General features: G+C 52.9%; 23 protein-coding genes. 5 read left to right on the top strand and 18 right to left on the bottom strand.

The annotated features are described in order from the left end of the window. Positions 1–21: 21 nt before the first annotated feature. The 3 genes from mazG to rlmD form a co-directional block, all read right to left on the bottom strand. On the bottom strand, positions 22–837 hold the full coding sequence (mazG, locus tag SPK40_RS21620) for a nucleoside triphosphate pyrophosphohydrolase (RefSeq protein ID WP_330961865.1): 816 nt from the start codon (positions 835–837) through the stop codon (positions 22–24). 85 nt (positions 838–922) lie between these two features. Next, on the bottom strand, positions 923–3,148 hold the full coding sequence (gene relA / locus SPK40_RS21615; RefSeq protein ID WP_248144043.1) for a GTP diphosphokinase: 2,226 nt from the start codon (positions 3,146–3,148) through the stop codon (positions 923–925). A gap of 64 nt (positions 3,149–3,212) precedes the next feature. Then, positions 3,213–4,550, bottom strand: coding sequence for a 23S rRNA (uracil(1939)-C(5))-methyltransferase RlmD (gene rlmD / locus SPK40_RS21610; protein ID WP_330961873.1), 1,338 nt, complete (start codon positions 4,548–4,550; stop codon positions 3,213–3,215). 156 nt (positions 4,551–4,706) lie between these two features. Here rlmD and barA point away from each other — a divergent pair, with 156 nt between their 5' ends. After that, positions 4,707–7,484, top strand: a complete 2,778-nt coding sequence (gene barA, locus SPK40_RS21605) for a two-component sensor histidine kinase BarA (protein ID WP_330961864.1) — start codon at positions 4,707–4,709, stop codon at positions 7,482–7,484. An 81-nt stretch (positions 7,485–7,565) separates the two neighbouring features. On the opposite strand, the gene acpS is transcribed toward barA, so the two are convergent. The 11 genes from acpS to rpoE form a co-directional block, all read right to left on the bottom strand. Then, on the bottom strand, positions 7,566–7,949 hold the full coding sequence (gene acpS, locus SPK40_RS21600) for a holo-ACP synthase (protein ID WP_330961863.1): 384 nt from the start codon (positions 7,947–7,949) through the stop codon (positions 7,566–7,568). After that, positions 7,949–8,680 (bottom strand): pyridoxine 5'-phosphate synthase, encoded by a 732-nt coding sequence (pdxJ, locus tag SPK40_RS21595; protein WP_248144040.1) that lies wholly within the window; start codon positions 8,678–8,680, stop codon positions 7,949–7,951. Before pdxJ ends, acpS begins: the two co-directional genes overlap by 1 nt. Continuing rightward, complete coding sequence (gene recO / locus SPK40_RS21590; RefSeq protein WP_248144039.1) at positions 8,677–9,387, bottom strand: DNA repair protein RecO; 711 nt, start codon at positions 9,385–9,387, stop codon at positions 8,677–8,679. Before recO ends, pdxJ begins: the two co-directional genes overlap by 4 nt. An 8-nt stretch (positions 9,388–9,395) precedes the next feature. Next, entirely contained in the window at positions 9,396–10,301 is a 906-nt protein-coding gene (era, locus tag SPK40_RS21585) for a GTPase Era (RefSeq protein WP_330961862.1), read from the bottom strand. Continuing rightward, positions 10,298–10,972, bottom strand: coding sequence for a ribonuclease III (gene rnc / locus SPK40_RS21580; RefSeq protein WP_248144037.1), 675 nt, complete (start codon positions 10,970–10,972; stop codon positions 10,298–10,300). Before rnc ends, era begins: the two co-directional genes overlap by 4 nt. Positions 10,973–10,982: 10 nt before the next feature. Continuing rightward, positions 10,983–11,888 carry a signal peptidase I gene (gene lepB / locus SPK40_RS21575; RefSeq protein ID WP_330961861.1) on the bottom strand — a complete coding sequence of 302 codons (906 nt, stop codon included), beginning with the start codon at positions 11,886–11,888 and terminating at the stop codon, positions 10,983–10,985. Positions 11,889–11,971: 83 nt separating this feature from the next. Next, a complete protein-coding gene (lepA, locus tag SPK40_RS21570) occupies positions 11,972–13,768 on the bottom strand; it encodes a translation elongation factor 4 (RefSeq protein WP_248144035.1) in 1,797 nt (598 codons plus the stop codon). 73 nt (positions 13,769–13,841) lie between these two features. Continuing rightward, entirely contained in the window at positions 13,842–14,354 is a 513-nt protein-coding gene (locus SPK40_RS21565; RefSeq protein WP_330961860.1) for a SoxR reducing system RseC family protein, read from the bottom strand. After that, entirely contained in the window at positions 14,351–15,322 is a 972-nt protein-coding gene (rseB, locus tag SPK40_RS21560; protein WP_330961859.1) for a sigma-E factor regulatory protein RseB, read from the bottom strand. Before rseB ends, SPK40_RS21565 begins: the two co-directional genes overlap by 4 nt. 14 nt (positions 15,323–15,336) lie before the next feature. Then, on the bottom strand, positions 15,337–15,984 hold the full coding sequence (locus SPK40_RS21555; RefSeq protein WP_330961858.1) for an RseA family anti-sigma factor: 648 nt from the start codon (positions 15,982–15,984) through the stop codon (positions 15,337–15,339). 24 nt (positions 15,985–16,008) lie between these two features. After that, positions 16,009–16,587, bottom strand: a complete 579-nt coding sequence (gene rpoE / locus SPK40_RS21550) for an RNA polymerase sigma factor RpoE (RefSeq protein WP_248144030.1) — start codon at positions 16,585–16,587, stop codon at positions 16,009–16,011. A 329-nt stretch (positions 16,588–16,916) separates the two neighbouring features. Between rpoE and nadB the strand changes: the two genes are divergently transcribed. After that, a complete protein-coding gene (gene nadB, locus SPK40_RS21545; protein ID WP_248144028.1) occupies positions 16,917–18,536 on the top strand; it encodes an L-aspartate oxidase in 1,620 nt (539 codons plus the stop codon). A 57-nt stretch (positions 18,537–18,593) separates the two neighbouring features. Here nadB and SPK40_RS21540 read toward each other — a convergent pair whose 3' ends face one another. The 3 genes from SPK40_RS21540 to SPK40_RS21530 form a co-directional block, all read right to left on the bottom strand. Continuing rightward, entirely contained in the window at positions 18,594–20,420 is a 1,827-nt protein-coding gene (locus tag SPK40_RS21540) for a methyl-accepting chemotaxis protein (protein ID WP_330961857.1), read from the bottom strand. 216 nt (positions 20,421–20,636) lie between these two features. Next, positions 20,637–20,993: a protein YgfX gene (locus tag SPK40_RS21535; RefSeq protein ID WP_442957596.1), complete on the bottom strand. Its 357-nt coding sequence runs from the start codon at positions 20,991–20,993 to the stop codon at positions 20,637–20,639. A gap of 25 nt (positions 20,994–21,018) precedes the next feature. Further along, complete coding sequence (locus tag SPK40_RS21530; protein WP_036749374.1) at positions 21,019–21,279, bottom strand: FAD assembly factor SdhE; 261 nt, start codon at positions 21,277–21,279, stop codon at positions 21,019–21,021. A gap of 240 nt (positions 21,280–21,519) precedes the next feature. Here SPK40_RS21530 and ygfZ point away from each other — a divergent pair, with 240 nt between their 5' ends. The 3 genes from ygfZ (at position 21,520) to SPK40_RS21515 (ending at position 23,634) form a co-directional block, all read left to right on the top strand. Next, positions 21,520–22,503 (top strand): tRNA-modifying protein YgfZ, encoded by a 984-nt coding sequence (ygfZ, locus tag SPK40_RS21525; protein WP_330961855.1) that lies wholly within the window; start codon positions 21,520–21,522, stop codon positions 22,501–22,503. Beyond that, positions 22,503–22,967: an aminoacyl-tRNA deacylase gene (locus SPK40_RS21520; protein WP_330961854.1), complete on the top strand. Its 465-nt coding sequence runs from the start codon at positions 22,503–22,505 to the stop codon at positions 22,965–22,967. The genes ygfZ and SPK40_RS21520 overlap by 1 nt, the downstream gene beginning before the upstream one ends. 463 nt (positions 22,968–23,430) lie before the next feature. Further along, a complete protein-coding gene (locus tag SPK40_RS21515; RefSeq protein WP_248144019.1) occupies positions 23,431–23,634 on the top strand; it encodes a DUF1107 domain-containing protein in 204 nt (67 codons plus the stop codon). 59 nt (positions 23,635–23,693) lie between these two features. On the opposite strand, the gene gcvH is transcribed toward SPK40_RS21515, so the two are convergent. Then, positions 23,694–24,086 carry a glycine cleavage system protein GcvH gene (gene gcvH / locus SPK40_RS21510; protein WP_248144017.1) on the bottom strand — a complete coding sequence of 131 codons (393 nt, stop codon included), beginning with the start codon at positions 24,084–24,086 and terminating at the stop codon, positions 23,694–23,696. Positions 24,087–24,137 lie beyond the last annotated feature (51 nt).

The following is a 24,137-nucleotide window of genomic DNA, read 5'->3' as shown; positions in this document are numbered from 1 at the left end:
TAAATGCAAGCCGGTTAGCGCTTACTCCCCCGATTGGCTCTGTTTTTCCTTCTGTTTAACTTTTTCCCACTCGGCATCAAGCTCATCCAGTGAGCAGGTATCTACGCGTTTTCCTTGTTCCAGGACACTTTGTTCTACTGCGCGAAAGCGGCGTTCGAACTTTCGGTTGGCCCGGTGCAGCGCCATTTCCGGCTTCACTTTCAGGTGACGGCTGAGGTTCACCACCGCGAACAGCAGATCCCCGATCTCTTCCTCAATTCTGTCCTGATCAGGGATGGCCTGATGGGCTTCTGCCATCACCTCATCCATTTCTTCCTGCACTTTTTCGACGACCGGGCCCAGCATTAGCCAGTCGAAACCATATCTCGCACAGCGTTTCTGGATTTTATCGGCCCGGTTCAGTGCGGGCATGGCTTTGGGGATATTCGCCAGAATGCTGTCGTCCAGCCCTTTTTCTGCACGCTCTTTGGCTTTTTCCGCTTCCCAGTTGGCGTGAATGGCAGCTTCATCTTCAAAACGCTGGTCGGCAAACACATGCGGATGACGCCGGATCAGCTTGTTGTTGATTCCGCTGACGATATCATCAAATTCAAACAGTCCCTGTTCTTTCCCCAGTTGGCTGTAGAAAATCACCTGAAACAGTAAATCCCCCAGCTCTTCCTTCACTTCAGCCCAGTTTTCTTCAGCAATCGCATCCGCGACTTCGTAAGCTTCTTCCAGGGTATGCGGCACGATTGAGGCAAAATCCTGCTGGAGGTCCCAGGGACAACCGCCGTCCGGATCCCGCAGTTTTGCCATAATAGCCTGCAATGTGTTGATGGGGGCTTTCTCGCTCATGATGACCGTATCCTGCTCTGTTCATAAAACGAAGCGGGCCGGTGCCCGCTTCTGCTGAATGGTTAATCTCGTGAATCTGCCAGATTCAGTGTAACCGTCTGGCCTCGACCACATCTTTGACCTGTTCCAGTCGCTTGAGGACCCTGCCCAGCGTATCCAGGTCAGTCAGTTCGACATCAAAATCCATGATCGACATCTGCTTTCTGAAATCAATCCGGCTCTTCACACCGGCAACCTTGACCTTCTCGTTATGCAGTGTGTTCGTCAGATCTTTGATCAGGCCATTGCGTTCAGATGCCGTTACCCGCACTGTCAACGCGTAACGGCCTGCAAAACTGCCGCCCCAGACCGTGTTGATGATTCGCTGCGGCGCTACATGACGCAATTCTTCCAGCTGTTCGCAGTCACTGCGGTGCACCGAGATCCCCCGGCCCTGAGTCACAAAGCCTGCAATGTCATCACCGGGGATCGGCTGACAACAGCGCGCCAGATGCGTCATCAGGTTATCGACCCCTTCCACGACCACTGCATCACGCTGCGGTTTTTTCTGACTGGCCTTGTTACTCGCTTCCGTCAGGCGCTCCAGCAATTGCTGATCTTCTTCTTCCGCGGTCGGTTTGTTCACCAGCGCATTGATGTGGTTGATCACCTGGTTGATACGCAGGTCACCGCTCCCGACACCCGCAAAGAGTTCGTCGGTCGAATTCACGTTGAAGCGTTTCAGAGCATAAGCTTCGGCGTCTTTCATCGTCGCGCCGATTTTGTGCAGTTCCTGCTCCAGGATCTCCCGGCCGGCCGCAATATTCTTGTCTCTGTCCTGCTTCCGGAACCAGGCATGCACTTTGGCACGGGCACGGCTGGAATTCACAAAGCCCAGGTTCGGATTCAGCCAGTCACGGGACGGATTGGGTTCTTTCTGGGTGATGATTTCCACCTGATCACCCATTTGCAGGTGATACGTGAAAGGTACGATACGTCCTTCGACTTTGGCACCGATACAGCGGTGTCCCACTTCTGAGTGAATGTGGTAAGCAAAATCCAGCGGGGTCGCATTCTGCGGCAGGTCCACCACATCCCCTTTGGGCGTAAAGGCATAAACCCGATCGTCGAACACCTGACTGCGCAGTTCTTCGAGCATTTCGCCCGAATCGGACATCTCTTCCTGCCAGGCCAGCAGTTTCCGCAGCCAGTTGATTTTCTCATCATAGGCGGAATGAGCACCGGACGACGTGCCGGACTCTTTGTATTTCCAGTGCGCAGCCACGCCCAGTTCCGACTCTTCGTGCATCTGCTTGGTGCGGATCTGGATTTCAATCGTTTTGCCTTCCGGACCAATCACCACGGTATGAATCGACTGATAACCGTTCGGTTTCGGGTTCGCGACATAGTCGTCGAATTCTTTGGGCAGATGACGGTACTTGGTGTGGACCACTCCCAGCGCGGCGTAACAATCCTGAAGCTGGTCGGCAATGATCCGCACCGCACGCACGTCAAACAGTTCATCAAACGCCAAGCTCTTCTTCTGCATCTTGCGCCAGATGCTGTAAATATGCTTCGGCCGGCCATGTACTTCGGCTTTGATGTGCGACGCTTTCATCGATTCATCCAGATCGGCCACGAAGCGTTCGATGTACTGTTCACGGTCAATCCGGCGTTCAGCCAGTTGCTTGGCAATCTGTTTGTAGGTTTCCGGGTGATTGTACCGGAAGGCGTAGTCTTCGATTTCCCACTTGAGCTGACCGATCCCCAGACGGTTCGCCAGCGGTGCGTAGATATTGGCACATTCGCGCGCAGCAGCACGACGTACCGCATCCGGCTCGTCTTTCACTTCGCGCAAATGACAGATCCGCTCAGCCAGTTTGATAACCACGCAGCGGAAGTCGTCTACCATCGACAGCAGCATCCGGCGGATATTATCCACCTGCGCCGATTGTGCCGCGCCTTCTTTGATGGCATTCAGCTGGCTGATAGCAGCCATCTGTTTGACCCCTTTTACCATGTACAGGATCGACTGGCCGTATTCCTCTCTGACCTCATCACTCTTGTAGAGCCCGGCCTCGACCAGCGGGAACAGCAACGCAGCAATCAGGGTATCGGCATCCATACTGAGCATCACCAGGATTTCGACCATCTCCCGGCCACGCCACAGCATCTGGCTGGCAACAGCCTGATTATCCAGATGCGCTTCACAACGCTGATAGGTTTGGATCAGACGGTTCGAGGTTGTGCTGTCCTGTAACAGGCTTTCTGCCCAGGGCACCAGCTCAAATTGAACGTTTTCCTTTAAATGCGCACCGCGAACTGCGACCATGATTCTGTCCTGTATTTCGTAGTTACGGATGGATACCTGTCACCTTTCAAGTCAGTGCCTGAATTCAGGCACGGGTAAACAGGGCCATCGATTCCAAATGTCCGGTATGGGGAAACATATCCAGCATCCCCAGGCGTTGCAACTGATAGCCTTGCTGCAACAGTACCTGACTGTCCCGCGCCAGCGTTGCCGGATTGCAGGACACATATAAAATATGGCTGGGTGACAAAGCTGCCACCTGCGTCATCACACCTGCCGCTCCGGCACGGGCCGGATCCAGCAGGACTTTATCAAAGCCTTCATGCGCCCAGCTGAACGACGCAATTCCGTCTTCCAGATTGCCCTGATAAAAAGCAGTATTTTTCAGACCGTTCAGCGCAGCATTCTCACTGGCACGCTGCACCATGGCATCCACGCCTTCAACGCCTACCACTTCCCGGGCTCTTTTGGCCAGCGGCAAGCTGAAGTTACCCAACCCGCAGAATAAATCCAGCACCCGGTCTTCAGGCTGCACATCCAGCCATGACATCGCCTGTGCGATCATCTGTTCATTGACAGGCCGGTTGACCTGAATAAAGTCCTTCGGTGAAAACGCCAGCCGGAGTCCTTCCACTTCGTAATACGGTGCATCACCGGTCAGTTGGATCACTTCGTCAGGAGCGGGTGAAAGGAATAGCATAACACGTTGATTGTCAGCAAATTGCTGAATCTTCGTCATATCCGGGTCAGAAAATGGTTTCAGATGCCGGATCAGGACCACCGGGCCGTTATCCGCTTCCACCAGCTCCACATGCCCGAGGTTACGCCGTCCCTGCAGGGAGTTCAGCATTTCCCGGAGCGGCGGCAGCAGATCATTCAGCGATGCGGCCAGCACCGGGCAATGTGCGATGTCGATAATGTCTTTGCTCTGTTCCTTGCGAAATCCAAGACACAGCCCCTGACCCGGCTCAACCCTCAGGCTGAAACGCGCACTGCGCCGATACTGCCATTCCTGACCCGTCACTGCGCTGTCCTGAGTCAGAACCGCGGTTTTTTCCTGCCCGTCAGCGAGGGCAAATTTTGCCATCAGCTCTCCCAGCGACTGACGCTTTGCATCAACCTGAGCAGAATGAGAGAGGTGTTGCAAGTTACAGCCACCGCACTGGTCATAAACCGGGCACTGCGGTGTAATGCGTTCCGGGCTGTCTGTCAGCCGTTTGATCACTTTCGCTCGGGCGTATTGTTTTTTGTTTTCAGTGAGCTGAACCAGTGCGCGTTCGCCGGGCAGCAACCCCGGAATAAACAACGGTTTGCGGTCAAGGTGGGCAATCCCCGCGCCCAGATGATCCAGGCGGGTCACAGTAACTTCTTTGTGCTTGGTGTCGCTGACAGTACGTTTCGTCGGCTTAAAAAAGCGTGCCATAATGTTGTAACTCACGGTGTTTTGTCGCCTTTTCAGGGCGATGCCGCAGAGACTTCAATTGTCGCTGCGGGAAAGATTCATTAAGCTAAGGGCTGGAACATGCTTGCGTGGCCAGCATAGGCCGCAATTCTCCCACAGAATCGATTTCTTGTAACCATGACCAAATACGGACTTCGCGCCCGGGTTTTCACCCTGACATTAGCACCAACCCTGATCATTGGCCTGCTATTGAGCGCATTTTTTACCCTGAGCCGCTACCGGGATCTGGAACATCAGCTGGTGGCAACCGGGACCAGCATTATTGAACCGCTGGCCATCTCGACCGAATACGGGATGGCTGATCACAACCGTGAAGCAGTCCGGCGCATTATCAGCTACGCGCACCGCAAGCATTCCGACATTGTACGCAGTATCGCCGTCTTCGACAGCAATAATGAGCTTTTTGTCACTTCAAACTTCCACCGGAATTTTGAAGCCCTGATGTTCCCGGATGACAAGCCGATTCCTTTCCTGCCCGATATTGTCGTCAATGACACCACGATGATCATGCGGGCGCCGATCCTGACTGAAGCCCAGCAAAGTAACCTCTCAGCCCCGGGCTTTCAGGCCAAGGCGCTGGGTTACATTTCGATTGAAATGGACATGAGTCCGCTGCGGCTGCAACAGTATCAGGAAGTCTTCACCGCCCTGATGGTCCTGTTGCTGGGTCTGATCCTCTCCGGCCTGTTCGCCTATCGCCTGATGCGGGATGTCACCCGGCCGATTTCCCACATGATCAGTGTCGTTGACCGTATCCGCCGCGGGCACCTGGACGTTCGGATTGAAGGAGAACTGCTGGGCGAACTGGATAACCTGAAAAACGGGATCAACGCCATGGCGATTTCCCTGTCTGATTATCACATCGAGATGCAACAGAGCATCGATCAGGCCACTTCCGATCTGCGTGAAACTCTGGAGCAGCTGGAGATCCAGAACGTCGAGCTGGATATTGCCAAAAAGCGGGCACAGGAAGCAGCCCGGGTGAAATCGGAATTCCTGGCTAACATGTCCCATGAACTGCGCACCCCACTCAACGGCGTCATCGGCTTTACCCGTCAGATGCTGAAAACCCGGCTCAGTGCCAGCCAGCATGATTATCTGCTGACGATTGAAAAGTCGGCCAACAACCTGCTGACCATCATCAATGACATCCTCGACTTCTCGAAACTGGAAGCCGGAAAACTGCTGCTGGAAAACATTCCGTTCGACTTTACCGATTCTCTCGATGAGGTGATGCGACTGCTTGCACCAAGCGCCCACGAAAAAGGACTGGAATTGACGCTGCGGGTCGATCCCCGGATTCCAACCGGCCTGATTGGGGATCCGCTTCGCATCCAGCAAGTACTGACGAACCTGATTGGTAATGCCGTTAAATTTACCGAGCGCGGTAACATTGATATTGCCGTCGAGCTGAAAGCCGACCGAGATGAAAACCTTGAACTTCAGTTCATGGTCCGGGATACCGGGATCGGGATTTCTGAGCGCCAGCAAGCCCAGCTGTTCCAGGCATTCAGTCAGGCCGATGCCAGTATTTCACGCCGGTATGGCGGAACCGGTCTGGGGCTGGTGATTACCCAGAAACTGGTCACCCAGATGGGCGGTGAAATCAGCCTGACCAGCCGACTGCATCAGGGCTCAACCTTCTGGTTTACCTTACGGCTGAATAAAACCGACCTGCCGGTTTCACAGCCGATCGATACCCGCGACCTCAAAGGACGCCACCTGCTGCTGATCGAATCGAACCTGCAGGCTGCCAACGTGTTGCAACAGCGCCTGCTTCAGGCTGGGCTGGAAGTAACCTACCGCGCCGATATGCCGGAAGATGATGTCGAGCATCACGATTTTGCCCTGCTCTGCCTGTCGCCGGGCGAACAGCCGCCGCTGGCGAACATTCTGGATATGGTGTTCAAAGCTGAGCAACTGGCCGATAAGGTTCTGGTGTGTCTGCCGACCACTGAGCTTGCCCTGTCGGAACGCCTGCTGACCGCTGGTGTTACCGCCTGCCTGGGTAAACCACTGGCACAGCGTAAACTCTTCGATGCACTGATCGGCCAGACCGATCAGCTGGAAGAACCGGAACCTTTACCGCTGGCTTCCCCGGCTGATGCGCTGTTACCACTGACGGTCATGGCCGTCGATGATAACCCGGCGAACCTCAAGCTGATCGCAGCCCTGCTCAGTGAGCGGGTCGAAACCGTCATCACCGCAACAGGTGGCCGTAAAGCGGTGGAATATGCCCATCAGAAGGCTTTTGACCTTATTTTCATGGACATTCAGATGCCGGAAATGGACGGGGTCAGCGCCTGTCAGGCCATCCATGAAACCGACCTTAACCATAATACGCCGGTAATTGCCGTCACGGCCCACGCCATGGCCGGTGAGCGCGAACGCCTGCTCCGGGCGGGGATGGATGACTACCTGACCAAACCCATTGAAGAACAGATCTTGCAGCAGATGCTGGCCAAATGGATTCCTCAGCCTCAGAACAACGGGCCTGCCAGCCTCCCGGAACCGGCACCAACCAATTCAGCAACCCCCGCGCCGGGTCCGCTCAATCAGAATGTCAGCTGGGATTGGGATCTGGCGCTGAAGCAGGCCGCCGGTAAGGAAGATCTGGCCAGAGACATGCTGCAGATGCTGCTCGACTTCATGCCCGAGGTCGAAATGCTGGTAAACGAAGTGCTGGACGGCAAAGAGATTGAGCTGTGGCCGTCGATACACAAACTTCACGGCAGTTGTGCCTACAGTGGGGTTCCGAGGCTGAAAAGTCTCTGCTACACACTGGAAACCCAACTGAAAGCCGGCACGGCAGTCACAGACCTGGAACCGGAGCTGTTTGAGCTGATTGATGAGATGAACAATGTCGTGAAAGCATCACAGGCCTACCGGCAATAAGCCATCTACATGACAAACAAAAAAAGGCCAGACATATCACGTCTGGCCTTTTTTTGTTTGTCGCCGGGGTAACCGCGCGCGTCAGTCTGTTTCCAGAATCACGGTAGCAACGGCATAGTGCTTTTCATCAGCAATTGTCAGGTGGACATGACGAACAGCCATCTGCGCCGCCAGTTCAGCAGCTTTCCCGCCCAGCGTCAGTTCCGGTTTACCGCGCTCATTGTTCGTCACAGTAAAATCCTGAAAAGACACACCACAGGCGATGCCGGTTCCCAGCGCTTTAGCAGCCGCTTCTTTGACAGCAAAGCGCTTTGCCAGATAACGGCCAGCCTGTTTGTGCTGGCTGAAAATGGCCTGCTCCTGAGGGGTCAGCACTCTGCGTGCAAAGGCTGCCCCGGTACGCTCAAGCACAAGCTCAACGCGGGCAATTTCCGCAATATCCGTGCCCAGACCGACAATGGCCATTACCAGCGCGCTTCCAGCATCACAGCTTTCATGTCGGCAACCGCTTGGTGCAGACCGTCGAATAGAGCGCGGCCCACAATCGCATGGCCAATGTTCAGCTCATAGATTTCCGGCAGTGCGGCGATTGGCTTCACGTTATGATACGTCAGACCATGACCGGCATTCACCTTGATCCCCTGATCGCTGGCGTAGCTGGCTGCCGCAGCAATTTTTTTCAGCTCGGCCTGCTGCTCTGTATCCGTCGTTGCATCGGCATAGTGACCGGTGTGCAGCTCGATATAAGGCGCGCCACAGGCTACCGCAGCATCAATCTGCGCACGGTCAGCATCAATGAATAACGACACCAGAATTCCGGCTGCAGACAGTTTTTCAGTCGCCGCTTTCACTTTGTCCAGCTGTCCGACCACATCCAGGCCGCCTTCTGTGGTCAGCTCTTCGCGTTTTTCTGGCACCAGGCAAACAAACTCAGGTTTGGTCTCCAGAGCAATCTGAACCATTTCATCGGTCACCGCCATTTCCAGATTCATCCGGGTCTGAATCGTTTCACGCAGAATGCGCACGTCACGGTCGGTAATGTGGCGGCGGTCTTCGCGTAAATGAATGGTAATACCATCAGCGCCAGCGCGTTCGGCTACTTCTGCCGCGTGGACAGGATCCGGATAACGGGTGCCACGGGCATTGCGTAAAGTAGCGACGTGGTCAATATTGACGCCGAGCAGTATATTCTTCATGAAGCGGTACTCCTTCCTCTAGGGATAAACAATTCCCTGCTTTTTAATGGTTTGCTGCCAAGATACGGTTTCAGGGCCATCCGTGTAAAGCGCTTTGCAGCCCTGAGCTGATCCTGTGTTTCAAAATGACGGGCGGCAATGGCTTTCAGCTGCCGCCCGGTAAACGTAAGCTGCCCGGCGACGACAGAGGCAATAAACCCCCTTTGCTCCCGGTAGTTATAGGTCATCACATCATCCACGGGCAGGCCACTGCCCGCACAATGCAGGAAATCCACGCCGTACCCCAGATGATCCAATAAAGCCAGTTCAAACCGTCGCAGGGCCGGTTCCGGGTTCTCGGCCTGAGCCAGTTCACGCAAGACATTAAGATAATCAAGAAACAGCGCCGGATACGGCGTCTGTGCTTCCAGCACCCGGGCGAGAATTTCATTCACATACAGGGCGGAATAGAGAATGTAACTGCGCATCGGCAGTCCGATACTGATCGGCTCAGCATGGGTCATGACGGGCATGCTGCCACGACCAGACCATTTGAGAAATAACGGGGTAAAAGGTTGAAGCGCTCCTTTGAGATTGGAGCGCTTACGGCGTGCGCCTTTTGCCATCAGGCTGATCCGACCGGACTCTTCACTGAAGACGTCCAGGATCAGACTCGTCTCACTGTAGGGACGAGCATGCAGGACAAAACAGCGCTGCAACCCTTCCATCGCTGTCCTTAGAGATCGTCGATATAACCGAGGCTGCGCAAGGCGCGCTCGTCATCTGCCCAACCGGATTTCACTTTCACCCAGAGTTCCAGGTAAACCTTACGTTCGAACAGATCTTCCATATCCAGACGGGCTTCACGGCCGATGGTTTTGATTTTCTCGCCAGCTTTACCGATGACCATCTTCTTCTGGCCTTTACGTTCCACAAGAATCAGGCCATTGATATCAAAGCCGTCCGTTTCCGGATTATAGTCAAACCGCTCGATTTCCACGGTCACAGAATACGGCAGTTCCTCACCGGTAAAACGCATCAGCTTTTCACGGATAATTTCAGACGCCATAAAGCGCTGAGAACGGTCTGTCACATACTCTTCCGGGAAGTAGTATTCCCCTTCCGGCAGACTTTCGCGAACGATCTGCTCGACCACGTCGATACCGCCGCCGTGTTTGGCCGAAACCGGTACGATTGCTTTAAAATCCATCTTTTCCGACAACGCCTGAATGTGCGGGAAAAGATCATATTTCATTTTGACGTTGTCGATTTTATTCACCAGCAATACAACAGGCAGACCTGTTTTCGCCAGCTTGTTGAGCACCATCTCGTCATCTGGCGTCCACTGGGTTCCGTCGACCAGGAACAACACCAGCTCCACATCAGTCAGAGAACTACTTGCCGCCCGGTTCATCAGACGGTTGATGGTTCGTTTTTCTTCGATGTGCAGTCCCGGCGTATCGACGTATACCGCCTGAAAGCCGTCGCGGGTGTCCACCCCCATAATCCGGTGACGTGTTGTCTGCGGCTTACGTGAGGTAATGGATAACTTCTGCCCGACCAAACGGTTCAGCAGCGTGGATTTGCCGACGTTCGGACGGCCTACAATGGCAATAAAGCCACAATGGGTTTTGTCTGTCATGATTCTAACTGCTTCAATGCCAGTTCTGCTGCAGCCTGCTCAGCCTTGCGCCGGCTACCGCCTTTTCCAATCACAGGTTTATCCAGCCCCGTGACCTCGCACTGCACAGTGAATTCCTGATTATGTGCTTCACCCTGCACCTTAGTTACAGTATACGCAGGCAACGGCAAACGTCGTCCCTGCAGGCATTCCTGTAGGCGGGTTTTCGGGTCTTTCTGGTTAATCCCGGGCTTAATGGTTTCGAGACGGCTCTGATACCAGCTCAGGACGATGCTGCGGACATGCTCAATATCACTGTCGAGATAAATAGCGCCAATGATAGCTTCCACACAGTCGGCCAGAATCGAATCACGGCGATAGCCGCCACTTTTCAGTTCGCCCGGTCCCAGCAACAGGTAATCACCCAGTTCAAACTCCCGGCCCAGTTCAGCCAGGGTTTTGCCGCGTACCAGCGTGGCACGCATCCGGCTCATATCACCTTCATCCACTTTCGGGAAGCGGTGATACAAATCATCGGCAATCACAAAACTCAAAATAGAATCACCCAGAAATTCCAGACGTTCGTTGTGTGTCCCGTTCGCGCTGCGGTGCGTCAGCGCCAGCGTCAGTAATTCGCTGTTATTAAATTCGTGTCCCAGCTTTCGCTGGAGTCTTTCTACAGGAGATGTCATTTTTTCCCGATCAGTTTATGCCACCGATGCGATTGAATCGCACACCGGTAGGAATCCAAGATGGAAGTACGCTCTCGGCACTTCGTTCAAATTCAAAGCTGATCCAGATCCCGACCGCCTTGCCCACCAGGTTTGCTTCCGGCACGAAGCCCCAGTAACGACTGTCAGCGCTGTTGTCACGGTTGTCACCCATCACAAAGTATTGACCTTCCGGTACAACCCACTCCGCCATGTCTGACGCTGAGTGATATTGATATTTCAGCGTCTGATTCGGCTCCAGCGGATGGATGAGAATATTATGCTGCACTTCACCCAGCTGTTCCGTGAACTGAATCAGGCGCGTTCTGCCCTGAACAAAATCACTGTCCTGCATATGGGTCATCAGGACTGGCTTACACTCAGTGCCGCCCTGAGGCACGATACAAATCTGCTTGTTGTAACTGTACCGCACGGTATCACCTGGCAGTCCTACGACGCGCTTAATGTAATCTACGCTCGGTTGCGGCGGATATTTGAAAACCACAATATCCCCACGTTCCGGCTCACCGGTTTCTACCATCTTGTGACGGAAAACCGGATCACGCAGGCCATAGGCAAACTTTTCAACCAGAATGAAATCACCCACCAGCAGGGTTGGCATCATCGATCCGGATGGGATCTGGAACGGCTCATAAATAAATGAGCGAAAAACCATGATAATGGCAATCACAGGGAACATTGAGCAGCTTGACTCAACCCAGCTCGGCTGTGGTGCAACCGACTCCAGTGTTTTTGAATCTACCTGGCCACCTGCATTTGCAGCGGCAGCATCAATTTTAAGCTGACGCTTGGGTGCCCAGATAAACCGATCCAGTGCCCAGATGATCCCGGTAAACAGGGTCGCCAGCACCAGGATTAACGAAAACAGATTAGCCATTGCTGTTCCTATGTCCCTATGATGATTTTTTCATGTTTTTCTAGCCATTCCGCCGCAAAACTGCGGCGGAAGGCGAACTCGATTTATTTGTCTTTGCCAACATGCAGAATGGCGAGGAAGGCTTCCTGCGGCAGTTCGACGTTACCGATCTGCTTCATCCGCTTCTTGCCTTCTTTCTGCTTCTGCAGCAGCTTTTTCTTACGGCTCACATCACCACCGTAGCACTTGGCAATCACGTTTTTACGTAACTGTTTGACCGTCGAACGGGCAATGATGTGGTTACCAATAGCCGCCTGAATTGCGATATCGAACATCTGGCGAGGAATGAACTCTCTCATCTTCTCAACCAGATCACGGCCACGGGACTGTGCATGATCCTTATGGGTAATAATAGCCAAGGCATCAACACGATCACCATTCAGAAGAATATCTACGCGAACCATGTCCGATTCTTCATAGCGCTGGAAGCCATAATCCAGCGACGCATAGCCGCGGGAAGTCGACTTCAGACGGTCGAAGAAATCCAGAACCACTTCAGACATCGGGATATCGTATGTCAGCGCAACCTGATTTCCGTGGTAAACCATGTCAACCTGCGTACCGCGTTTTTCCACACACAGTGTGATCACGTTACCCAGATATTCACTTGGTACCAGAATGTTACAGCGGGCAATCGGCTCACCAATCACTTCAATCTCATTGATTGGCGGCAGTTTCGCCGGGCTGTCAACATAGAATAATTCACCGTTGCTCTTCTTCACTTCATACACCACAGTCGGTGCAGTCGTGATCAGATCCAGATCATACTCACGCTCCAGGCGCTCCTGAATGATTTCCATATGCAGCATGCCAAGGAAACCACAACGGAAGCCAAAGCCCAGTGCGGCTGAATTTTCCGGCTCGTAAAACAGTGACGCATCGTTCAGGCTCAGCTTGCCCAACGCATCACGGAAGTTTTCATATTCATCAGATGAAACCGGGAACAGACCTGCATAAACCTGAGGTTTCACCTTCTTAAAGCCCGGCAGTGGTTTATCACAGCCGTTTTTCGCCAGCGTCAGGGTATCACCCACCGGCGCACCGAGGATGTCTTTAATACCGCAAACAACCCAGCCCACTTCACCGGTTCTCAGGATGTCTGTATCAACCTGTTTTGGCGTAAAGATACCGATACGATCAATATTCCAGCTCTGACCGGTACTCATCACCTTAATCTTGTCGTTTTTCTTCAGGGAACCATTCTTAATACGGACCAGAGAAACAACACCCAGATAATTATCGAACCAGGAGTCGATGATCAGTGCCTGTGGCGGCGCATCCGGATCACCTTCTGGCGCCGGAATTGAACGCACGATGTTCTCCAGAACATCTTCAACACCCAAACCGGTTTTGGCTGAACAGCGGGTCGCTTCCAGTGCATCGATACCCACGATTTCTTCAATTTCTTCCGCGACACGCTCTGGGTCAGCGGCAGGCAGATCGATTTTGTTCAGGATCGGCACAACTTCCAGATCCATCTCGATCGCTGTATAACAGTTGGCCAGCGTCTGGGCTTCAACCCCCTGACCGGCATCGACTACCAGCAGCGCGCCTTCACAGGCCGCCAGCGAGCGGGAAACTTCATAGGAAAAGTCCACGTGCCCCGGGGTGTCGATAAAGTTCAGCTGATAGGTTTCGCCATCTTTTGCCGTATAGTTGAGCGTCACGCTCTGGGCCTTGATGGTGATACCACGTTCACGTTCCAGATCCATTGAATCAAGCACTTGCGCAGCCATTTCACGATCGGAAAGGCCACCGCAGACTTGAATCAGACGGTCAGATAACGTCGACTTACCATGGTCGATATGTGCAATAATCGAAAAGTTACGAATGTGCTTCATGAATTGGCGTGACTAACTCGTGATTAAAAAATGAATGGGATCCTAAGATCAAGTTGGCAGATTCTACCGAATTTCAACGGCTGCTGCTATCTTTCGATAACGCATTTGTTGACAGGCCGTCCGCAACGGGCTGACCAAGAACCCGGATCAGGCTGGGCTGGTATTCCCCCTGAGCAGACAAGCCGGACGCGCGACGACGGGCCAACAGCAACCCCAGCGCACCGCCCAGCAGTGCACAGGCAATCACACCGCCTTCACCGCCACCGGCCAGCTCAACAAACCACCATTGACCCAGTAAGGTCCCGAGCAGCATACACACCAGCGGCAAAACGTACACCAAAAGCGCCGACTGCAGCACACTGCGCTCAGACAGACCGATTTCAACCAGCTGCCCGACTTCAATCGGTTCATCAATATTTCTTGTCGACAGAGTCAGCTGATGCTGCCGCCCGGGCAGCACCTTGCTGATGACTCCCGTCCCGCAACTATTCTGCGAGGCACAGGAACCACAACTGGTTTGTTGCTGGCAACTCACCGTAATCTGGTTCCGTGCAACGGCGACGACCGTCGCCAGTGAATGCATCATGGTTTTCCGGCTCCATCAAAGGTTACTGATTCAGCAACCCGTCTGGCGGTCGCAGGCGGAATATCCCCGACCACAGTCACTTCTTTATCTTTCAGCAGCTGGCTGTGCAGCGTGCGGCGGCCCTGACGAACCAGTTGTTCCCGCACACTGAACCCGTCCGCTGCCGAAACGTAAATTGAAAAGCTGAACAACCCGTCGGTATACATCTGACTTTCCACCGGACGCTCTGTCAGCATCAGCCGGTGCCGATTATGCGCAATACTCTCAAACCCCTGTGGCAGCCAAGTCACCTGCCAGGACAACTGAACCTGAGGCTGGGGCGGCAACTGAACAACTTCAGGCAGTTTCACCGACTTCAGACTTTCCAGCACATCCGCCACTTTATCATTGACGACATACGAGACCGCCCGATACTGCTCCAGCGGTTCCCCGTCGCGATCGAGCAAATCTGCCCTCAGCACCAGATGTGAGTGAGTATCCATCCACAACAGATAGGAGTAACGGGCGCCGTCTTTCGGAGCAATACGCACCACATCGCAGGCCGTTCCGGCCTCGCGGGAGCGTCCCATCGGAATGAAATCGTAATATTGCGCCAGTTCTGCAACATTACTCCGCATGATCGGCGGCAAAGGGGCCACCATACGGTTACTGTTGATCGTAAACGGATCCAGACCAGGCTCGAAATAGCTGACTTCCTCTCCCCGCTGAATCACTTCCCGCGGCGGACCACTGAGATAAACCAGATGTGCATAAGTCTGCCCGTCTTCTATCGCATGGCGGTAGCGTAACGGTTCAATACTGTTTTTCTTGATGAGGATGTAAGACACCTCATAACTCAATTGCCTGGTGGCCTTATCCATTTGATGCAACAAAGCCTCTGCAGAAGTGGTTGTCTCTTCTTCCGCAGAGGCTTGCCAAGGCATTGCCAGGCTGACCAGTGTCATTACACCGACCAGAAATTTTTTCATATCACCGCCACGAATCAGTGTGATTCCAACAGAGTTTTATCCAGACTGCCGTCTTCTGCATTCAGGCGCAGCTGCAACTCATAATCCTGCAACATTGCGTTGATACGCCGGCGTTGCTCCATCAGTTGAGCTTCGCTTGGCGACTCAGAGTGAGGGCGAACAGAATCACGGGTCAGGCTCACAGGTTCAGCAGTTCCGGCAAAAGGAATGGTCTGAAGAACAGGTACATCATTATTTGCCCCACTGGCTAATGATGCTTCTTCACCACCGTTATATTGTTGTACGCCGATAATCACTGCCAATGAGACGCTTGCTGCGACAGCAACCTGACCAAACTGCGTCAGCCAGGCTGGCATAGAGCGCCGAGCCTGCTGAGGACGAGGCTGCTCAGTCTGTGGCATCTGAACCACATTGTCATGACCTGTCGTTACAGCATGATTGCCTGACAGGCTGTGCGCAGGTTCGTCTTCCAGTGCCATCGCCACCTGACCGGCGATATCCCATCGCGGTTGTCCCGGCGCTTCACCATGCAAAACATCGCTCATCAAATGATAAGCCTGCCAGCTTTGCTTTGCGGCGTCATCGACCAGAAGCTGGTTAATCACACTCTGATCGACATCTTCACCATCAAGCAAAGCCGAAATTTTTTCTTTATCAGCCATCTTTGTCACCGTTTGGCCCAAATATTAGCGCTGCATCAGGGGGGTGATCCGTTTTTCGACCGCCTCCCGAGCCCGGAAAATACGAGAACGTACCGTACCGACCGGACAGCCCATGACTTCTGCAATTTCCTCGTAACTCAATCCCTCAAGTTCACGAAGCGTAATTGCGGTCTTCAAATCATCCGGGAGGCTTTCTATGGTACTGAATACCACCCGCTTCAATTCATCTGACAACATTTGGTTCTCAGGGTTCGAAATTTCTTTCAGAGCACCGCCATTTTCATAATATTCGGCCTCCTCCGCGTCCACATCGGTGGCTGGCGGACGTCGCCCCTGAGCAACTAAATGATTTTTTGCTGTGTTGACAGCAATACGATAAAGCCAGGTATAAAACGCGCTTTCCCCACGAAAAGACGGCAGCGCGCGGTAAGCCTTAATAAAAGCTTCCTGCGCTACATCCGGCACATCACCGGAGTTACCGACATAACGGGCAATCAGATTACAAACCTTATTCTGGTATTTCACGACCAGCAGATTAAAGGCTTGTTTGTCCCCTCGTTGTACTCGCTCTATCAGTACCTGGTCAGTTAACGGCTCGCTCATTCGAGCGTGTACTCCTCTGTCTGTGACAAGGTCATCCTGTTCTGAATGCAATAATAAAGATGGCTTCACCATTGATCATCCTCACTTCAGAACCGCTTATATTCTATGGACATAGAAGCCTAAAGAACTAAAGACCCCAAAAAAAGCGCAAAGTTCCATGCACACCATACTGACTCAGCCGTTTGTGCGCAACTGCCTATCTATTGACAATTGAACCGCACAGCCGCGATCGACAGAAATGCAAACTCAATGCTCACACCATCAAAAAAGTCCCACCAAAACGGTTTTTTGATAATATAGCGAACTTACCACAGGGATATGAGATCAATATGAAAGAGAACCGAGAACACAGTTGCGATGTCCTGGTCATCGGTAGTGGCGCGGCAGGCCTGTCTCTGGCACTGCGTCTTGCTCCGATGTGTCAAGTGCTTGTCCTGAGTAAAGGCCCGCGTAGCGAAGGTTCAACCTACTATGCCCAAGGCGGTATCGCTGCTGTTTTTGATGAAACGGACAGTGTGGACTCTCATGTTGAAGATACTCAGATTGCCGGTGCCCATTTATGCGATGAAGATGTGGTCCGTTTCATTGCGGAAAATGCCCGCGACTGCGTGCAATGGCTGATTGATGCCGGGGTACCGTTTGATCAGGAAGATAACAGTACGGATGCTCAACCGCGTTACCACCTGACCCGCGAAGGCGGCCACAGTCACCGCAGAATTCTGCATGCAGCCGATGCCACCGGTATGGCGATGCAGATGTCACTGCAGGACAACGTCCACAATCACCCGAACATTCAGGTGCTTGAACGCCACAACGCACTGGACTTAATCACCAGCCACAAGCTGGGTCAGACCGAACAGCCAAACCGTGTTCTCGGTGCTTATATCTGGAACCGCCAGCGTGAGTCCGTCGAAACCGTACGTGCAAAATTCGTGGTTCTCGCCACTGGCGGGGCGTCCAAGGTTTATCAGTATACGTCAAACCCGGACGTTTCTTCCGGCGACGGGATTGCCATGGCCTGGCGGGCCGGGTGCCGGGTCGCTAACCTGGAGTTCAACCAATTCCATCCAACCTGTCTGTTCCATCCGGAGGCGCGCAACTTCCTGTTAACGGAGGCACTGCGTGGTGAAGGTGCTTACTTGCGTCGCCCGGACGGCTCCCGTTTCATGCCGGAATTTGACGAGCGTGCGGAACTGGCCCCCCGGGATGTCGTCGCCCGCGCCATCGACTATGAGATGAAGCGTCTGGGTGCAGACTGTATGTATCTGGATATCAGTCACAAACCGGCTGATTTCGTTACCAAACACTTCCCGACCATTTATGAAAAGTTGCTGACCTACGGCATCGACATCACGACCGATCCGATCCCTGTCGTACCTGCAGCCCACTATACCTGTGGCGGTGTGATGGTGAACAAACAGGGCCAGACAGATCTGACCGGCTTGTATGCCATTGGTGAGGTGAGCTACACCGGTCTGCACGGTGCGAACCGGATGGCTTCTAACTCATTGCTGGAATGTGTGGTCTACGCCTGGTCGGCCGCGAACCATATCAGCGAGCATATGAATGAAGTCAGCCTGCCTGCTTCACTGCCGCTGTGGGACGAAAGTAAAGTCTCCAACTCCGACGAAGAAGTCGTGATTCAGCACAACTGGCATGAGTTGCGTCTCTTTATGTGGGACTATGTGGGAATCGTGCGGACGACCAAGCGTCTGGAGCGAGCCATGCGCCGTATCCAGCTGCTGAAGCAGGAAATCGACGAGTACTACAGTAACTTCCGGGTCTCAAACAACCTGCTGGAGTTACGCAACCTGGTACAAGTCGCTGAGCTGATGGTCCACTGTGCCCTGGCACGCAAAGAAAGCCGGGGCCTGCACTACACTCTCGATTACCCGGAAATGCTGGAGACCCTGTCGCCAACCATTCTGGATCCGCGCAAGACCCAATAGCGGCTAAAAAAACGGGAGCCGCCATGGCTCCCGTTTCAGATCTGACAGTTAATCAACTCAGACTTTGAAGACCTTGATGGCTTCAGCCAGCGTACTGGCCTGCTGCGAGACCGACTGCGCCGCCTGCACATTTTCCTGCACGATGGTGACATTGCTGTTGGTCACATCACGGATTGAAACCACACGCTCACCAATGTCCTCAGACACATAGCTTTGCTGTTCCACAGCAGCGGCAATCTGAGTACTGGTCTCCAGAATTTGCTGCATATCCGAAATAATAGTGTTAATTTTGACCTCCGCACTATCGGCCTGCGCAACGCTCTGTTCACCCAGCGAACGACAATGTTCAATATGGCTCACGACCTGCTCGGTCTGCTGTTGCAGGGAGCTGATGATCGACGTGATTTCCTGTGTCGATTGCTGAGTCCGCATCGCCAGAGAGCGAACTTCATCTGCAACTACCGCAAAGCCTCTGCCCTGCTCACCGGCACGGGCTGCTTCTATCGCCGCATTCAGTGCCAGCAGGTTGGTCTGCTCAGCGATATTTTTGATCACATCGACCACAGAGCCGATATTGTCAGACAAGCCCGATAGGCTCGACACTTCCTCGGTACTTTGCGCCAGACCGGACGACAGCTGATAAATACGCGAACGGGTCTCCACAACTTCCGCCAGTCCCCGTGACGCTTCATCATGACTGCGGGCCGTGTGCGAAGCCGCCTGCTGAGTACTGCTGGCGACATCCCCGATCGTCGCACGCATTTCCGTACTGGCTGTAGCAACCGAGTCGCTGTCTGTCAGCTGGGCAGCCAGAGCATGTTCAGCCTCCTGGCTTCGCTTTTGCAGCTGAGAAGAAGCGGCACCCAGCTCAGATACAGCTGACTGTACTTCGCTCACAAGCTGACGCAGGCTATTCAGAAGATAGTTAAAATGTGTCCCCATTTCCGCCAGCTCATCATTCCCCGAAGTATCGGCATGCAAAGTCAGGTCATGGCGCGTCGCAATACGGTTCATCAGACCGCTGAGGCGTTCAACCGGACGCAAGATGGACACACTGATCCGCCAGGACAGAACGATCACAGTCGCAATGATCGCGATGACCACCAGCCAGGTAAACCGGGTAATCATGGCATTGACGGCAACCGCCTCTTGATCCAGTTTCTGCTGCATCAGTGCAAACTCAGCTTCAACCTGATGTGACTGATCACGGATCTGACCTCTCAGGCCTTCTTTATGGCTCAGGCCCACCCGGGTTTTCTGAGCGACAAACTGATCAAATGCCTGTTGAAAATCACGATACAGCTGACCCAGTCCGGCCGTTAACTGATCGCCGTATGCGTCCTGATAGCGGTGATATTCGGAAAGCAAAGCTTTGTCATCTGTAGTCGCAAATAGCTTGGCCGTCAGGACAACCTGATAAGCTTCCAGCGACAGCGGGCTGTCCGATGCCTGTGTAATCAGAACATCGCCTTTTTCATACAGGTCATGATACAACCCTTCAGACAGGCTCAGTCCCAGAGACTGATAACCGGCAACCAGGTCTTGCATCCCGTGATGGTAGCTTGCCATCTGCCCGGGCAGTGAATTGACCTGCGGCAATTGAATCGACAGTGAAGCCAAGTCATTTTTAAGCGATGTCAGCTGACGAGAAAACTTGTCGATATTCCCGTTAAACGTCTTGAGATATTTCACGTCCATACGGGCCAGAAAATCTTTTTCATTGCGTCTGAGGTTCAGCAATGTCACTTCCAGCTTATCGATTTGCCCTTTTGCAGTTTCTATTTTTGCGAACTGCTGATTACTGTAACTGTTGATCCCGATCAGTAAAAAAATCGCAGCAACAGTTAACCCCGCCAGCCCCAGTAACTTATGTCTGATTTTCATTACATTGCTTTCCCTCAAGAGACACCTGTGCGGAAGTTCGCCATTGCTAATTCCGAGGCTGTTATTATAAATTTCTCATCATGTAATTACACAGTAAGAACGTCAGACAACGCCGGTATCCTGAGGACTTCGCGCGGTTTTCAAGCGGGTTATGTGTTAAAAATTGAAGTGCCTTCCAAGTTTGAATCTGTCGCAGTAACAAGCCAAAGGAAATAATTAAGCCAACCGACAGAAGAGACTCAGACGTCGGAATTCCTGATCTGTACAGGCATCCCGACATATCGTCAGGCGATGTACGTGTTGGGAAGCTTCCAGTTCCATCACCAGCAGGTAGGGGGTGAGCAACAGTGCATGAGATAATTGCCACTGCCGGTTTTGCCATTCCAGTTGCTGATCCGCAAAAAGAACGAGGCGACCTTTGATTTGAGCGGCGCGGTTTCCGGCTTTTACATATTCAGGCCACAGCCATAAACACATCAGCCAAACCAGCGGCAATGACAACACCTCAATCACGGCCAGAAAGAACAGCATGCCTGCCGCCGTCAGGTAAGCCCCGGTTAAAGCGACAAGCAAGATATCAGAAGGAAAGATATGCAGATTAGCGAAGCTTACTCTTGTTGTGGGCAACAATTTTGTCCACCATCGCTGCATGAACCGGGTTGCTGCTGTTCCCGTGTTCCATCAGCCAATTAAACAAGTCAGGATCGTCACATGTCAGCAGAGAAACGAAATCCTGACATTCCTGCGGGCTCAGATCATCAAAACACTCTTCAAAAAACGGCAAAAGGATGACGTCCAGCTCCAGCATGCCACGGCGGCAAGCCCACCTAATTCGTGCTTTATCATTGGCACCTATCATTTCCAACCTCAACTCCTGTTGGTGTATTTATTGCGGCAATACTACCAGCCTGGCTGTCCGCCGCCTATCTGCACAAGCAGACGACACAGTAAAATGAGAGCTGGTCGAGATAATACCTGACATCAAAACTCAGGTATTGCAGACTGCTGGCTGACAAAATCCAGCCAGAGCGATAACATAGCGCTTATTCGATGCCTTTCTGAGGGTAATTCGTTCCCTCTTTCAACAATGGATACGATGATGAGTACCTGGTCTGAAACTTTGCAATTCGACAAAATCCCGCTTACCGCTGAAAGCGCAATGCCTTCCCTTGCCCTGATCGATCTCAGCAGCTGGGGACTGGTGACTCTCGTTGGCCCGGACAGCATTTCATACCTGCAGGGACAAGTGACCTGTGATGTCGTCTCACTGGCGCCGGACCAGTCCACCCTGGGCGCTCATTGTGATGCCAAAGGCAAGATGCGGACCGTCTTCCGTCTGTTCCGCCATCGGGATGGGCTGGGCTGGTTACAGCGCAAGAGCGTGATGGACACCCAGTTACCGGAATTGAAAAAGTACGCCATCTTCTCAAAAACCACCATCGAAGCCAGTCAGGACATTCTGTTGGGATTCGCGGGTGAGCAGGCTGAAGCCATGATCGATCAGCTTGTTGGCGGCGAAGGTGATGTGCGCCCGCTGCCTGATGGCACTGCCGTGAAAATTGATGATCAGCGCTGGCTGCTGGCCGTCGATGCAGCAACGGCCAATGACATTGCAGCCAAATTGAGTGGCACAGCCTTATTGTCTGATGATTCACTGTGGGATTTTTATGATATCCGTCAGGGCATTGCCCGGATCGAATCAGCAACTGAGCTTGAATTCATTCCTCAGTCCCTGAATCTGCAGGCACTGGACGGGATCAGCTTCAAGAAAGGCTGCTACACCGGCCAGGAAACCGTTGCCCGGGCCAAATGGCGCGGCATCAATAAACGCGCCATGTATTTGCTGTCCGGACCGGCAGCGCACTGTCCGAAAGCCGGAGACGTACTGGAGCGCAGCGTCGGTGAAAACTGGCGTAAAGGCGGCACGGTGATTGCCGGTTATCAGTTCAGCGATGGTCAGGCGATTGCCTTGGTTGTGCTGCCGAATGATCTGGATGAGGGAACGGCTTTCCGTCTGGCAGCCGAGCCTGAAGGTCAGTGGCTGCAACAACCGCTGCCCTATTCGCTGGATGAAGAGGCCTGATGTTAGATACGCCTGTCACCCGTTATCTTCAGCAGGAAGGCATCGACTTCCTGCTGCTGACGCACAGCAAACCCGCCCGTACCATCGAGGAAGCCGCTGAAGCCCGCGGAGTCGCACCCGAAGTAATGGTCAAATCGATTCTGCTGCGGGATATGAGCGGTTTTCATGTCCTGGCCTGTGTGCCGGGTACCAGGCAGGTCGATCCCAAGAAGGTCCGGGCTCTGTTTGCGTGCCGGCGTATGACCTGCGCAGACGCCAGAGACGTCGAAAGTGTCACCGGACTGGTCATTGGCACCGTCGCCCCCATCGGGCTGAAGCAAAGATTGCCGGTCGTCTTCGACCACGCGCTGGCAGAATTCCAGCGCGTCAATATCAGCAGCGGCGACCGTATGGCCGGAATTGAACTGGCAATGCAGGATTTAGTTCAGCTCTGTGCGCCGATGTACGGCGACATTTGCCGTTAGGTTTCCTCAGCATCTGATTCTCATTTGCGTAAACATGCAACTTTTCCGTCATAAAACACAGAGATCGGAGCAGTCATAAATTCCAGCAGATCCTACTTTTTTATCTGCTGGCTCTCCCGTTTTCTGCCTCATATTTCACCACACCCCAGCCTTATGAATGTGTCGGAAAGTTGCACAGCACTCCGAAAACAAGCCTTAAACCACTGATAAACATAAGGAATGCCTAAATCAAATACAGACATCTGTCTATTTCCAAACATTTTGTTACATGGCTATCCATACAACACTTCAGAACTTTATCCTGTATCGGTAGGATTTTGACAAAATTATTTAAATCAAGATCTCATTTTACATAAACATTATGCTGTGAATATCACAATTATTTCACAGTTGATTCCCTATAATGCCCCCGGTCACGAACACCAAGAACACATAAAAACTTAAGGCAAGGTTGCTCATCATTATGCGCATGTTTAAACAGTACATCCCCAAGATGGTTGCAAAACACGTCAGCAGGCTATTCAGTGGAAGAATTTATATTGATGGTCGCGGGGGGTATGAATTCGATAATGGGCTGTTAAAAATCCCAACCAAAGCACAACAGCGTCATTTTGACACCGTCAAAGAAGTCAATCAGGAAATCCGCCGCCTGAAAGAGGCTGCGTAACCGAAATGAGCAGGCCGGTCACAACCGGCCTGACTGGCAAAGATCAACAAACCGATGGGTTAATCTTCTTCTTGTGTTAACTCCTGGTATGCCGCCGCATCAAGCAATTCATCCAGTTCACCTTCATCATCCGCTTTGATCTGAAACAGCCAGCCATCGCCGTAAGGATCGTTATTCACCAGTTCCGGAGCCAGCTCAAGATCTTCATTGATCGCAATGACCACCCCGGATAAAGGGGCATACACATCGGAAGCCGCTTTCACCGACTCCGCAACGGCACATTCATCGCCCGCTTCTGTCGTACTGTCCACATCCGGCAGATCAACAAAAACCATATCTCCCAGCAATTCCTGAGCATGATCGCTGATCCCTACGGTATAAACGCCATCCCCTTCGGGACGCACCCATTCATGGGTATTCGTATATTTCAGTTCAGAAGGAATGTGACTCATAAATAGTTCCTTACCCAAAGCGGCCTGTTTCGCGACAGCCGACACGTTCTC

The organism is Photobacterium sp. 53610 (genome assembly GCF_036409375.1).
Lineage (GTDB): Bacteria > Pseudomonadota > Gammaproteobacteria > Enterobacterales > Vibrionaceae > Photobacterium.
This window is presented reverse-complemented; position numbering and strand designations above follow the sequence as displayed.

Bases quoted from the DNA above. Each gene is read 5' to 3' on its own strand.
- mazG (WP_330961865.1), bottom strand. From the start codon at position 837: ATGAGCGAGAAAGCCCCCATCAACACATTGCAGGCTATTATGGCAAAA.
- relA (WP_248144043.1), bottom strand. From the start codon at position 3,148: ATGGTCGCAGTTCGCGGTGCGCATTTAAAGGAAAACGTTCAATTTGAG.
- rlmD (WP_330961873.1), bottom strand. From the start codon at position 4,550: ATGGCACGCTTTTTTAAGCCGACGAAACGTACTGTCAGCGACACCAAG.
- barA (WP_330961864.1), top strand. From the start codon at position 4,707: ATGACCAAATACGGACTTCGCGCCCGGGTTTTCACCCTGACATTAGCA.
- acpS (WP_330961863.1), bottom strand. From the start codon at position 7,949: ATGGCCATTGTCGGTCTGGGCACGGATATTGCGGAAATTGCCCGCGTT.
- pdxJ (WP_248144040.1), bottom strand. From the start codon at position 8,680: ATGAAGAATATACTGCTCGGCGTCAATATTGACCACGTCGCTACTTTA.
- recO (WP_248144039.1), bottom strand. From the start codon at position 9,387: ATGGAAGGGTTGCAGCGCTGTTTTGTCCTGCATGCTCGTCCCTACAGT.
- era (WP_330961862.1), bottom strand. From the start codon at position 10,301: ATGACAGACAAAACCCATTGTGGCTTTATTGCCATTGTAGGCCGTCCG.
- rnc (WP_248144037.1), bottom strand. From the start codon at position 10,972: ATGACATCTCCTGTAGAAAGACTCCAGCGAAAGCTGGGACACGAATTT.
- lepB (WP_330961861.1), bottom strand. From the start codon at position 11,888: ATGGCTAATCTGTTTTCGTTAATCCTGGTGCTGGCGACCCTGTTTACC.
- lepA (WP_248144035.1), bottom strand. From the start codon at position 13,768: ATGAAGCACATTCGTAACTTTTCGATTATTGCACATATCGACCATGGT.
- SPK40_RS21565 (WP_330961860.1), bottom strand. From the start codon at position 14,354: ATGATGCATTCACTGGCGACGGTCGTCGCCGTTGCACGGAACCAGATT.
- rseB (WP_330961859.1), bottom strand. From the start codon at position 15,322: ATGAAAAAATTTCTGGTCGGTGTAATGACACTGGTCAGCCTGGCAATG.
- SPK40_RS21555 (WP_330961858.1), bottom strand. From the start codon at position 15,984: ATGGCTGATAAAGAAAAAATTTCGGCTTTGCTTGATGGTGAAGATGTC.
- rpoE (WP_248144030.1), bottom strand. From the start codon at position 16,587: ATGAGCGAGCCGTTAACTGACCAGGTACTGATAGAGCGAGTACAACGA.
- nadB (WP_248144028.1), top strand. From the start codon at position 16,917: ATGAAAGAGAACCGAGAACACAGTTGCGATGTCCTGGTCATCGGTAGT.
- SPK40_RS21540 (WP_330961857.1), bottom strand. From the start codon at position 20,420: ATGAAAATCAGACATAAGTTACTGGGGCTGGCGGGGTTAACTGTTGCT.
- SPK40_RS21530 (WP_036749374.1), bottom strand. From the start codon at position 21,279: ATGATAGGTGCCAATGATAAAGCACGAATTAGGTGGGCTTGCCGCCGT.
- ygfZ (WP_330961855.1), top strand. From the start codon at position 21,520: ATGAGTACCTGGTCTGAAACTTTGCAATTCGACAAAATCCCGCTTACC.
- SPK40_RS21520 (WP_330961854.1), top strand. From the start codon at position 22,503: ATGTTAGATACGCCTGTCACCCGTTATCTTCAGCAGGAAGGCATCGAC.
- SPK40_RS21515 (WP_248144019.1), top strand. From the start codon at position 23,431: ATGCGCATGTTTAAACAGTACATCCCCAAGATGGTTGCAAAACACGTC.
- gcvH (WP_248144017.1), bottom strand. From the start codon at position 24,086: ATGAGTCACATTCCTTCTGAACTGAAATATACGAATACCCATGAATGG.